Source organism: Rhizobium sp. 2YAF20 (assembly GCF_052114685.1).
Lineage (GTDB): Bacteria > Pseudomonadota > Alphaproteobacteria > Rhizobiales > Rhizobiaceae > Rhizobium.
In genome coordinates this window covers 612,636-625,128 of record NZ_JBFRFF010000001.1, presented here as the reverse complement: position 1 = coordinate 625,128, position 12,493 = coordinate 612,636, and the positions used below count along the sequence as shown (strand labels likewise).

Annotated in this window: 10 protein-coding genes; 4 read left to right on the top strand and 6 right to left on the bottom strand. The window is 59.9% G+C overall.

From position 1 onward, the window contains the following. Positions 1-127 precede the first annotated feature (127 nt). Both AB4Z52_RS02995 and AB4Z52_RS02990 read right to left on the bottom strand, forming a co-directional pair. Complete coding sequence (locus AB4Z52_RS02995) at positions 128-1,369, bottom strand: TCR/Tet family MFS transporter (protein WP_442216396.1); 1,242 nt, start codon at positions 1,367-1,369, stop codon at positions 128-130. A gap of 173 nt (positions 1,370-1,542) precedes the next feature. After that, positions 1,543-2,454, bottom strand: a complete 912-nt coding sequence (locus AB4Z52_RS02990; RefSeq protein WP_442216395.1) for a LysR family transcriptional regulator — start codon at positions 2,452-2,454, stop codon at positions 1,543-1,545. Between the two features lie 126 nt (positions 2,455-2,580). Here AB4Z52_RS02990 and AB4Z52_RS02985 point away from each other — a divergent pair, with 126 nt between their 5' ends. Further along, entirely contained in the window at positions 2,581-3,576 is a 996-nt protein-coding gene (locus tag AB4Z52_RS02985; RefSeq protein WP_442216394.1) for an aldo/keto reductase, read from the top strand. Positions 3,577-3,678: 102 nt separating this feature from the next. Here AB4Z52_RS02985 and ypfJ read toward each other — a convergent pair whose 3' ends face one another. From ypfJ to AB4Z52_RS02965, 4 genes are all read right to left on the bottom strand, one after another. Beyond that, the gene (ypfJ, locus tag AB4Z52_RS02980; protein WP_442216393.1) at positions 3,679-4,611 is read right to left on the bottom strand and encodes a KPN_02809 family neutral zinc metallopeptidase; all 933 of its coding nucleotides are present in this window, start codon (positions 4,609-4,611) and stop codon (positions 3,679-3,681) included. A 95-nt stretch (positions 4,612-4,706) separates the two neighbouring features. After that, the gene (locus AB4Z52_RS02975; RefSeq protein WP_442216392.1) at positions 4,707-5,198 is read right to left on the bottom strand and encodes a DUF2306 domain-containing protein; all 492 of its coding nucleotides are present in this window, start codon (positions 5,196-5,198) and stop codon (positions 4,707-4,709) included. A 108-nt stretch (positions 5,199-5,306) separates the two neighbouring features. Further along, complete coding sequence (locus tag AB4Z52_RS02970) at positions 5,307-5,723, bottom strand: phosphatase PAP2 family protein (protein WP_442216651.1); 417 nt, start codon at positions 5,721-5,723, stop codon at positions 5,307-5,309. A gap of 22 nt (positions 5,724-5,745) precedes the next feature. After that, positions 5,746-6,270, bottom strand: coding sequence for a hypothetical protein (locus tag AB4Z52_RS02965; RefSeq protein ID WP_442216391.1), 525 nt, complete (start codon positions 6,268-6,270; stop codon positions 5,746-5,748). Between the two features lie 101 nt (positions 6,271-6,371). On the opposite strand from AB4Z52_RS02965, the gene AB4Z52_RS02960 reads away from it, so the two are divergent. From AB4Z52_RS02960 to AB4Z52_RS02950, 3 genes are all read left to right on the top strand, one after another. Continuing rightward, positions 6,372-7,403: a zinc-dependent alcohol dehydrogenase family protein gene (locus tag AB4Z52_RS02960; RefSeq protein WP_442216390.1), complete on the top strand. Its 1,032-nt coding sequence runs from the start codon at positions 6,372-6,374 to the stop codon at positions 7,401-7,403. A 166-nt stretch (positions 7,404-7,569) separates the two neighbouring features. Beyond that, on the top strand, positions 7,570-11,061 hold the full coding sequence (gene carB / locus AB4Z52_RS02955) for a carbamoyl-phosphate synthase large subunit (RefSeq protein ID WP_442216389.1): 3,492 nt from the start codon (positions 7,570-7,572) through the stop codon (positions 11,059-11,061). Between the two features lie 123 nt (positions 11,062-11,184). Continuing rightward, positions 11,185-12,459: a T6SS phospholipase effector Tle1-like catalytic domain-containing protein gene (locus AB4Z52_RS02950; protein ID WP_442216388.1), complete on the top strand. Its 1,275-nt coding sequence runs from the start codon at positions 11,185-11,187 to the stop codon at positions 12,457-12,459. The last annotated feature ends 34 nt before the right edge of the window (positions 12,460-12,493 follow it).

Genomic DNA, 12,493 nt, shown 5'->3' with positions numbered 1-12,493 from the left:
CCGCACGACATTGCCCAGAAGGGTCTGTGCGGAAGCTCCGCCAATACCGCAAGACGGCTTATAAAGCCAGTCCACGGCAGGCATTTGATCAAGAATTCATCAGGCTATCAATTTTTCTGATGACTTTTTAGGCTGCATCGGCCAGCGCCGCTGTCCTGGTCGCGTTCACTTTCAAGGCAAAGACAACAGCACCAATGACGATGAACGTCGCAGCCATGGCATAGGGGGCTCCGGCAAACGCGAAGGGCGCATTCGGCCCGGTGAAATAGCCGAACAGCTGCGTGAAAATCAGCGGCCCAACGATCGTGGTGATGCTGCCAAGGCTCGTCAAGGCGCCCTGAAGCTCCCCTTGCGCCGACGGCGGCACTTTGGCTGCCGCAAGGCTCCTCATCGGCGGATCGGCGACACCTTCGAGCGCGGTCGCCGCGATCACCGCGTAGACCATCCATCCCTGCCAGGCTAGCGCATAGCCGATGAAACCCGCAGCACAGAAGGTAAGGCCCACCAAGGCCGTCTTCCATTCGCCGAGGACCGGCACCAGCCGGGGCAGAACGAAGCCCATGACCACCGCACTGCCAATGCCGAATATCCCGAGCGAAAGCCCGATTTCCCCTTCGCTCCACCCATACCGATAGACGGCAACGAAGGGCCAGACCGCGGGATAGACGGAGTGGGCCAGCCAGTAGAGAAACATGACGAGCCCGATCCAGCCGATACCGGCATAGTTGCGCATTTGCTTGAGGGCGCCAAGCGGATTGGCCCGCGAAAGCTCGAAGCGACGGCGGTGCTTAGGCTCCAGCGTTTCCGGCAGCATAAAGCAGGCAACCACGAAATTGAGCAAGGCCACAGCAGCCGCTCCATAGAAGGGAACGCGCGGCCCGAATTCACCGAGAAAACCGCCAATGACAGGGCCGAGAACGAAGCCTGCGCCGAACGCCATGCCGATCAGGCCGAAATTCTTCGATCGGTTCTCGTCGTTGCTGATATCGGCGATATAGGCCGAGCACGTGGCAAAACTCGCACCGCTGATGCCGGCAAGAACCCGGCCGACGAACAGCATCCAGTAGCTGACGGCGACCGCACAGATCAGGTTGTCAATGCCGAAGGTCAGCACCGAGGCAAGCAGGATCGGTCGCCGCCCGAACCGGTCACTGAGGTTGCCGATCAACGGCGCAAAGAGGAACTGCATGCCCGCATAAACCAGCAGCAGCCAGCCGCCATCGACCGCCGCCTCGCTCACCGAACCGCCGGTCAATTGCTCCAGATAGGCCGGCAGCACCGGCATGATGATTGCAATGCCGATAACATCGAGAAAGAGGATGACGAAAACCAGAAACAGGCCGTGGCGCACGAATTTCGGATCGACCATGGAACTGGCCTTTTGATGGGCTCCATCTCCATGAAGAGACAGAACGAGAACAGCGACAGTGATACTTCCATAGTCAAAACGGCCGATAGAAACAATCCGTGAACAAGTCAAAGTTGTTGATCCTGCCAACGATTTTATTGATCGATGAGCGGAACATACAGGGAAAAGCGGTCCTACGTACCGCTCGTTCGTCGCTGTTCGGCACGTAGGAAATCGACGAATGCCTTGAGCGGAGCAGGTATGAGGCGGCGGCTGGCATAGTAGAGAAATGGCCCTGGAAAGGTGCTTTCCCAATCCTCGAGGATTGCGACGAGTTCGCCTGTTGCGATCCCCGGCGTCACGAAGTCCTCAAAGCCTCTGATGATCCCAAGACCCTGAACGGCGGCGCTGACCTCAAGATCGAGGGAATCGCTGGCGAGATAGGCAGGCGGCGATATGGTGATCGTCTCGTCTCCCTTCTCGAATTCCCACAACGCAGTCGACCCGCTCTTAAAGCGATGGCGTATGCATTTGTGATCAAGCAGATCGCGCGGGTGCTGCGGCACGCCATTGGTCTTTAGATAGGCAGGCGAAGCCGTGGTGACGAAGCGCTGGGTTCGTGGCCCGAGCGGAACGGCGATCATATCCTTGGCAAGACTTTCATCATACCGAACGCCGGCGTCGAAACCGGCTGCCAGCACGTCGATGAAATTGTCCTCGGCGATGATTTCAAGCCGAATGCCTGGATATTGCTTCATGAACCTGCCGACGATCGAAGGCATAATGACGCGCGCAACGACTATCGGTACATTGAGCCGCAAGGTCCCGCCCGGGCTGTCTTCGGAATCTCGGAGCTTGTCGAGTGCTGCGGCAACTTCACCGAGCGCCGGTCCAAGCCTCTCGAGCAAGCGCTCTCCCGCCTCAGTCGGCGTCACGCTTCGGGTGGTGCGGTGGAGCAGCCGAACGCCCAGGCGCTCTTCAAGCCGGCGCAGCGCTTCGCTGAGCGAGGAAGCCGAGACGCCACGCTTCCGCGCCGCCGCTCGAAAACTGCGCTCGCGCGCGACTGCGGTAAAAGCATCGAGATCGCTGAGGGGAAGATCGTCCATTGTACAAAATTCCGTACGGCTCGTTCATCAATATCCGGATTATCGTACAGCGGAACCCCGCGTAAAACAACGTCCAACGACGCCGCCCCCGGCGTCAGACACTGCCGAACACGAAGGAGACGGATCATGAAAATGTATCGTTTGGGCAAGACCGGCCCGGAAGTATCAAGCATTGGCCTCGGCTGCATGGGAATGTCCGGCATGTATGGACCTTCCGACCGCATGGAGAGCATCGCCACCATCCATGCCGCCCTCGACGCCGGCATCAACCTGCTCGACACCGGCGATTTCTACGGCATGGGCCACAACGAGATGCTGATCAGCGAGGCGCTGAAAGGCCGCAACCGCGACAACGTCGTCCTTAGCGTCAAGTTTGGCGGATTACGCAATCCAGAGGGCGGCTGGAGCGGCTTTGACGCCCGGCCGATCGCCGTCAAAAATTTCGTCGCCTACTCGCTGCAGCGCCTCGGCGTCGATCATATCGACATCTACCGCCCTGCCCGTCTCGACCCGAGCGTGCCGATCGAAGACACCGTCGGTGCCGTCGCCGATCTGGTCAAGGCCGGCTATGTCAGGCATATCGGCCTTTCCGAAGTCGGATCGGACACCATTAAAAGGGCCGCCGCCGTCCACCCTATCGTCGATTTGCAGATAGAATATTCGCTGATCTCGCGCGGCATCGAGGACAGCATCCTGCCAACCTGCAGGGAGCTTGGCATTTCGATCACCGCTTACGGTGTCCTTTCGCGCGGCCTCATCAGCGGCCACTGGCAGCCGGGAGCCGGTAAGGAAAAGGGCGACTTCCGCGCCTACAGCCCGCGCTTTCAGGAGGGCAATATCGAAAAGAACCTCGCGCTGGTGGAAGCACTGCGCAAGATCGCCGACGCCAGGGGCGTATCGGTTGCACAGATCGCGATTGCCTGGGTGGCATCGAAAGGCGCCGATATCGTGCCCGTCATTGGCGCCCGCCGCCGCGACCGGCTGACCGAGGCACTCGGCTCGCAGTCCGTCCATCTGTCAGCTGCAGATTTCCTCGCCATCGAAAAGGCCGTCCCGAAGGACGCCGCAGTCGGCGGCCGCTATCCTGAGGCGCAGCTTGTCCACATGGACAGCGAGAAGTAGCCCGCCTGCCATCGAGGCGGGACTATCGTGTGGGAAGCGCCTCTTGCACAGATGCGTCCCCTCTCTCCGTTTTACCGGGAGAGGGGCTTTGTGCCTGCGCAGTCAGAGCGGGTTCGCGAAAGTATCGCAGGAGGTCAGCTGACCGCTGTCGAAGCCCTGTTTGAACCACCTGACCCGTTGCGCCGATGTGCCGTGGTTGAAAGTTTCCGGCACGACGTAGCCCTGGCTTCTCTTCTGCAGCGTATCGTCGCCGATCTGCTGCGCAGCATTCAGCGCATCCTGCAGATCGTTCGCCTTAATATATCCCTTTCGCTGCTCGAACTTGCCAAAGACGCCGGCCAAGCAATCGGCCTGCAGCTCGACGCGAACAGACATCTTATTGGAATCGGCTTCGCTCATATTCTGGCGCGCCGCATTGACCTTTGGCAGGATGCCGAGAAGGTTCTGGACGTGGTGCCCTACTTCATGGGCGACCACATAGGCTTCGGCAAACTCGCCGGATGCTCCGAATTGCTGCTTGAGCTGGCGGAAAAAGTCCATGTCGAGATAGACCTTGCGATCAACAGGGCAATAGAACGGACCCGATGCAGCAGACGCGAAGCCGCAGCCGGATTGCGTCCGGCCTGAGAACAGAACGAGCTTCGGCTTCTCGTAGTCCTTCCCCTGCGCCTGAAAGATCCCCGTCCAGGTATCTTCAGTGTCGGCGAGCACGGTTGCGACGAACGCCTTCGTCTCGTCGTCGGCAGGATTGCTTGGCGCCGAGCCGCTCTGCTCGTATCCTGGATTGCCTGTCGTGGTGCTGCTCTGGTCGAGGAGCTGCAGCATATCGATACCCATCGCCTTGAGGATGAGGTAGATCACGACCAGCACGATGATCGTGCCGATGCTCATCCCGCCGCCAGCACGACGCATGCCGCCGGAGGGAAAACCCATGCCGCCACCGCCTTGGCCGAATGGGTTGGAGCCCAATCCGCCACCGGACGAACCGCGGTCATCTTCGATATTATCGGACTGACGACGTCCCTTCCAATCCATAAGCACCTCCCGGCGATGCGCTGAATGCGAATACCACTGACCTCGTTATATATCCGCGCGCCGCCCGAAAGCCAGTTGCATAAAAGGTGGTGATCTCAAATCAGTTGCCGAGCCGCCCGTTTGCGGGTCAGCGCGACCCGGACCAGGAAGGCGGCAATGGCGCCAACAACGACAATGGGGAGAATTTCATCGCCGCTGAAAATCACCTTGCCCATGATCCGGCCAGGGATGAGCGTGAAAAAACCGGCAATACCGATGCCTCCGAAATAAAGTCCAGTAACGGTCCTTCGATGCCGAACGATGTCGTGGCGCCGCGCCGCGGCGATGGCCTGCCAGCTTGCGACAAGAACGTAGATCGACAACAGGTGGATCGGGCTAAAGCCATAAACCATGTTCAGCGCATGAATGAAGAAGCTCGACAGCGCCGTGATCACCATCAGCGTCAGCCAGATCTTGCCGAGCAACCGATGCGCCGGCGTACCCTTGCGCCCCATGAGCAGATAGGCGCCCAGGATTGCTGCAGGAACGACGGCCGCCACGTGGATCTTGATCGCGAGCGGGGCATCGAGAAGCGGTTCAAGCATCATGATTGAATATCCGGTTAAATGCGACGGGCCTCAAGATGCACTATCTAAGCTGAGGACGAAATAGCATCATTGCGGCTAGCCAATGCGATAAGCATCAACGCAGTCAAATCAAGTGACAACCATTCGGATTTCCCGCTGCGACGGCGCGACCGAACCGGCAAAGAAGGTGATCGTTGCGATTGCAAATGCCGAGACGCCGAGACCGACAATGACGTCCACCAGGTAGTGGCTGCCGTGCAAAAGCGCTGAAACAGCCGTGGCAATGTTCAGTATCAGGAATGGATGACGCATTGGTGACGTCCACGCGGCCCAGGCGCAAAGACATGCGACGGCAGCATGGACGAACGGAACCGTTAAAATGCCCTGAGCCGCCTGCAAAGAAAAGTTGAAGCAGTCCCACTCAGCCACTGTCATGAAGTGATCCCGGAAGAGGCGCGCGTCGATATGCTGAAAGGAATTTGGGTCAGGCTGGTAGGCTGGATAGGCGCTGACGCCAGGATACCAGATGGATATCAGGGCTGCGATCAGGCAGACTAGTCAAAGTCGGCTACCATCGAGTAGGCCCTGGGCCCTGCCGAAACAGCACGAGAAGGCAGGGTAGAAAGAATGATTGAAACTGAAATGAAGCATAGGAACGTTTGACAAGAAGAGAAAATAGCCCGTTGGAATCAACAGCTCGAACAAATTCGGCGCCATTGAAACCAATGGCCGCGTCCATTGCCGTAAACTGGATGTCCACCTCAGGAGCTCCAACCGAGACGGCCATGTAGCTTGCTAACAGTCCCAAGATTGACAGTTGCAGGCAACAGGCCATCAGTTCGAAAGTTACCGCTGCACCGGGAACTCTTCGAAGGCGGCAATAGATTGCTGCCGCGCCCAAAAAGGCAACGAATATGCTAGCATGACCAAAAATCTGGATATCCAGGGTAATCTTTGTAACGGGCAACAGCAGGATGACCATTGTCAGAGCAAATAGCGTCGTCGCAAACAGCAAGCGCCGTGCTCTTTCGGAATTATCCATGGCGGCATCAATATCAACAAGGTGGGATGAGCGCTTGAGATAATCGGACACGCTCTGCAGAGGCGCTCGGTAATACCTTTTTACGTGCACTACCTTAAAACATTGCAATTTCAGAATGTGAGCAAGTAGCGATACATGATGGGAGTTCATCAATGAAAGCAGTCCGCCTCGAATCAGTCGGCAATCTCTTCCTGTGCGAGGTCGAAAAGCCTGTGCCGGGGCCGGGAGAGCTCCTTGTTCGCATCGAGGTCTGCGGCATCTGCGGTACGGACCGTCACTTGTTTCTCGGCGAATTTCCTTCAAAACCGCCCGTCACCCTCGGCCATGAATTTTCTGGCTTCGTCGAGGCAGTTGGCCCCGAGACCCCTGGCTTTAGCGTCGGCATGCGCGTCACTGGCGATCCGAACATCGTCTGCGGCCGCTGCGTCCAGTGCCAGCGCGGCCGCATCAATCTCTGCGAAAACCTGAGGGCGATCGGCATTCATCGCGACGGCGGCTTTGCGGACTATGTCGTTCTTCCGATAAGACAGGCCATCGAATTGCCGGTCGATCTCGAACCGGGCCACGGTGCGTTCTGCGAGCCGCTTGCCTGCTGCCTGCACGGCGTCGATATGGCCGAGATCAAGGCCGGCTCCTCGGTGGTCGTGCTCGGCGGCGGCGTCATCGGGCTGCTGGTCGTCCAGCTCGCAAGGCTTGCCGGCGCCACGAGCGTGGTGCTGGTCACCAGACATGAGGGCAAACGCCAATTGGCCGAGACCTTGGGCGCAACCGCGTCCATCGATCCCAATGCGCGCGATCCGATCGAAGCCATTACCGCCAGGGATGGCCTCCTGCCCGGCGGTGCGGATGTGGTGATCGAATGCGCGGGCGTTGCGGAAACAGTGCGGCAATCGACCCTCATGGCGAGATCAGGCGGCACGGTGGTCGTTCTCGGCGTCATGCCGCGGGGCGAAAAAGTGGAGATCGAGCCCTTCGACATTCTATTTCGCGAATTGAAGATCCTCGGCTCCTTCATCAACCCTTTCACCCAGCGCCGTGCTGCGGATCTAATCGCTTCCGGCGTGATCAAGGTGGAGCCGCTGATATCGCGCCGTATCGGGCTGAAAGAGGCGCCCGAGGCGATCAGTCATCCGCCTCGCCCAGGCGAGATCAAGGTGCTGGTCGTCCCTTGCCTGCCGTCGTGAGAGAGACGCCGGGGGATTCCTGTCGATTCCACGATTTATGGGGTTCCGTTTGCAAAAACATTTGCCTATAAGCCGCTTCTAGCCTTTTGAGATGCAGAGTGCGCGCCCCGGCCGGTGGAAAACACCCTGGCCGGTTTTTCGCGCACGCGGAAAATGGATAGAGATTATGCCGAAGCGCGAAGATATTAAATCGATCCTCATCATCGGCGCTGGGCCGATCGTCATCGGTCAGGCATGCGAATTCGACTATTCCGGCACCCAAGCCTGCAAGGCGCTGAAGGAGGAAGGCTATCGCGTCATCCTCGTCAACTCCAATCCGGCGACCATCATGACTGACCCGGGTCTTGCCGATGCAACCTATGTCGAGCCGATCACGCCCGAAGTCGTCGCCAAGATCATCGCCAAGGAACGCCCTGACGCGCTGCTGCCGACCATGGGCGGCCAGACGGCTTTGAACACCGCGCTTTCCCTGAAGCGGATGGGCGTGCTCGACCGCTACAATGTCGAGATGATCGGCGCCAAGCCCGCTGCCATCGACATGGCCGAGGACCGCGCGCTCTTTCGCGAGGCGATGTCGCGCATCGGCCTGGAGACGCCTAAGTCGCTGCTGGCCAACGCCACGGAAATCAAGGATCTCGACCGCAAGAGCCACGAGGCAGAGCGTAGCAAGCTGAAGGCAGGCCTTTCCGGCCCTGCCCTTGATACGGCTTTGGACGCGCTCGAAAACCATTGGAACCTCGGCGAGACCGACCGCAAGCAGCGCTACATGAGCCACGCCATGGCGATTGCGGCGCAGGCGATCGATGTCGTCGGCCTGCCGGCGATCATCCGTCCGTCCTTCACCATGGGCGGCACCGGCGGCGGTATCGCCTATAATCGCTCTGAGTTCTTCGAAATCGTCGGCGGCGGCCTCGACGCCTCGCCGACCACGGAAGTGCTGATCGAGGAATCGGTTCTCGGCTGGAAGGAATATGAGATGGAGGTTGTCCGCGACAAGGCGGACAATTGCATCATCATCTGCTCGATCGAGAACATCGATCCTATGGGCGTGCACACGGGCGACTCGATCACCGTCGCGCCGGCGCTGACGTTGACCGACAAGGAATACCAGATGATGCGCAACGCCTCGATCGCGGTTCTGCGCGAGATTGGTGTCGAGACCGGCGGCTCGAACGTGCAGTTCGCCGTCAACCCGGCCGACGGCCGTCTGGTCGTCATCGAAATGAACCCGCGCGTCTCGCGCTCGTCCGCTCTGGCATCGAAGGCGACCGGCTTCCCGATCGCCAAGGTCGCGGCCAAGCTCGCCGTCGGCTATACGCTCGACGAACTCGACAACGACATCACCGGCGGCGCGACGCCTGCCTCGTTCGAGCCGTCGATCGACTACGTCGTCACCAAGATCCCGCGCTTCGCCTTCGAGAAGTTCCCCGGCGCATCCCCCGTTCTGACGACGGCGATGAAGTCGGTCGGCGAAGTCATGGCGATCGGCCGCACCTTTGCCGAATCGCTGCAGAAGGCCCTCCGCGGCCTTGAGACCGGCCTGACCGGCCTCGATGAAATCGAAATCCCCGGCACCGAGGAAGGCGAAGGCAGCCAGAACGCGATCCGCGCCGCGATCGGCACGCCGACACCGGATCGGCTGCGCATGGTCGCCCAGGCGCTGCGCCTCGGCATGAGCGCCGAAGAGGTGCACGAAGGCTGCAAGATCGACCCCTGGTTCATCGCCCAATTGAAGGCGATCGTCGACATGGAGGCACGCGTTCGCGAGCACGGCCTGCCGGCTGACGCCACCAATCTGCGCATGCTGAAAGCCATGGGCTTCTCCGACGCGCGGCTGGCAACGCTTTCGGCCAAGCGCCCGAAGGAAGTGGCGGAACTGCGCAACAGCCTCAACGTCCGCCCCGTCTTCAAGCGCATCGATACCTGCGCTGCCGAATTCGCGTCGCCGACGGCTTACATGTATTCGACCTATGAGGAGCCCTTCGTCGGCACCGCGCGCTCGGAAGCGAAGATTTCGAACCGTCGCAAGGTCGTCATCCTTGGCGGCGGTCCGAACCGGATCGGTCAGGGCATCGAGTTCGACTATTGCTGCTGCCACGCCGCCTTCGCTCTGAAGGATGCCGGCTACGAAGCCATCATGATCAACTGCAATCCGGAAACCGTGTCGACCGACTACGACACCTCGGACCGGCTTTATTTCGAGCCGCTGACCGCCGAGGATGTGATCGAGATCTTGCGGGCCGAGCAGGAAGACGGCGAACTCGTCGGCGTCATCGTGCAGTTTGGCGGCCAGACGCCGCTGAAGCTGGCAGAAGCGCTGGAAAAGAACGGCATCCCGATCCTCGGCACCTCGCCCGACATGATCGACCTTGCCGAGGACCGCGATCATTTCCAGAAGCTTCTGATGAAGCTGGATCTCAACCAGCCGAACAACGGTATTGCCTATTCGGTCGAGCAGGCGCGCCTCGTCGCCTCGGAAATCGGCTTCCCGCTGGTCGTACGCCCGTCCTATGTCCTCGGCGGCCGCGCCATGCAGATCATTCATTCGGAATCGATGCTGCAAAGCTACCTGCTCGACACCGTACCCGGGCTGGTACCGGAAGACATCAAGCAGCGCTATCCGAACGACAAGACCGGCCAGATCAATACGCTCCTCAGCAAGAACCCGCTTCTGTTCGACAGCTACCTGACCAACGCCACCGAAATCGACGTCGATTGCCTGGCAGACGGCAACGACGCCTATATCGCCGGGATCATGGAGCATATCGAGGAAGCCGGCATACACTCCGGTGACAGCGCCTGCTCCCTGCCGTCGCGGTCGCTCTCGAACGAGATGCTCGATGAGCTCGAACGGCAGACCAAGGCCATGGCCAAGGCGCTCAATGTCGGCGGCCTGATGAACGTGCAGTTCGCCATCAAGGACGGCACCGTCTATGTACTGGAAGTCAATCCACGCGCCTCGCGCACGGTCCCCTTCGTCGCCAAGGCCATTGGCGCGCCGATCGCCAAGATCGCGGCCCGCATTATGGCCGGTGAGACACTCGATGCAGCCTTTGCCGCCTACGGCGAGAAGCCCGATCCACGCAAGCTGAAGCACATCGCCGTCAAAGAAGCCGTCTTCCCCTTCGCGCGCTTCCCCGGCGTCGACACGCTGCTCGGCCCGGAAATGCGTTCGACCGGTGAAGTCATCGGGCTTGATACCGACTTCGCGTTGGCCTTCGCCAAGGCCCAGCTCGGCGCAGGCGTCGAGTTGCCACGCGAAGGCACGGTCTTCGTCGCGGTGCGCGATGACGACAAGCCGCGCGTTCTGCCGGCAATCCGCATCCTCGTGGAGCTTGGCTTCAAGGTGCTCGCCACCGGCGGTACCGCCCGCTTCCTTGGCGAACACGGCATCTCCGCCACCAAGATCAACAAGGTGCTCGAAGGTCGCCCGCACGTCGAGGACGCCATCCGCAACCGTCAGGTCCAACTGGTGATCAACACCACGGACAGCAACAAGGCGATCTCGGATAGTAAATCGCTTCGTCGCGCGACGCTGATGCAGAAGGTGCCATATTACACGACGATGGCCGGCGCCGAGGCTGCTGCTCTGGCAATTAAGGCGCTGAAAGCCGGCAATCTCGAAGTTCGGCCGCTGCAGAGCTATTTTCCTGCATGATATCGACCTGCCGGCGCCCGAACTCCAGGCCCGGCAGGCTGTAGGCTACCGATAATTGCACCAACCAGAATTGCATGCTAGCGTTTCACTTCGACCACTTGAAGCGGCGGGTCGGAGGCGGGCATGGCAAAGAACATCGTCATTCTCTTTGACGGAACCTCGAATGAGATTTCGGCGGACCGCACCAATATCCTGAGACTGTTCGGCGTCCTTCAACGCACCGACACGCAGATCGTCTACTACGATCCCGGCGTCGGCACCTTCGGCGCGGCCAATGCCTGGTCCGATGCCTACCGCAAGACAGTCGAAGTCTGGGGCCTGGCGACGGGATGGGGACTGGATCAGAACGTTAAGGATGCCTACCGTTTCATTGTCGAAAACTACGAGCACGGGCCGCTCGACAGCGATGGCAATTCCGTCGGCGCAGGCGATCGCCTCTACATTTTCGGTTTCAGCCGCGGCGCCTATTCCGCCCGCGTCCTTGCAGGCTTCATTCACTCGCTCGGGCTGATGAGCAAATACCACCTCAATCTTCTCGATTACGCCTACAATACCTACAAGGGGATCGGCCAAAGCGAGCAACGCGACAACCCGGCACACTCAGTCGCCGACAATGACCCTCCCTCCGCCTTCGCCACGATGCGCCTTTATGAGCGGACATTGCGGACCTATCGTCCTTCGATCAAATTGCTCGGCCTGTTCGATACCGTGTCGTCGGTGATCGTATCGGGCAAATGGTTTCCCCAGCTCCAGACCCTCCCCTTCACGCGGCACAATCCCAGCGTTGAATGCGTTCGCCATGCGATGGCGATCGACGAAAGGCGGACCATGTTCAATCCACTGCCCTGGGTCATCGGGCAGCCCTATTGGGGAGGCCCGTTCAAACCCGCGCAATCCAAGCCGCAGGACGTCAAGGAAGTTTGGTTCTCGGGCGTCCACGGCGACGTCGGAGGCGGCTATCCCGAAAAGGAAAGCAGCGCGATCAAGATCCCGCTTGCCTGGATGATTTCGCAAACCGGGACCATGGGGCTCGATTATAGCGCGAAAACGGTCGATGAACTCGTCTTCGGCCGAAATCTCGGCAAGCCCTATCTCCCGCTCGATGCGCTGGCCCCGCTTCACGACTCGATGAATTTCGCCTGGAAGATGCTCGAATACCTCCCGCGCCGCGTGCCCGAAACCTCCTGGCGCAAGCGCGGCAACACCCAGGGCATCTACCTGCCGATATCGGATCGGCGCTTCATTCCGGACGGCGCTACGGTTCATCAATCGGTACTGGATCGGAGTGATCGGAGCCCCCCGACCACGCCATACGCTCCGCCAAACCTGCCACAGAATTTTGCGATCGAGCCATGGTCAAACGACGATACCGATACCCCGGCACAACCGCCTCGCTAGTCGGTTACGTCAACGCATCTCTGTCATATGTTCG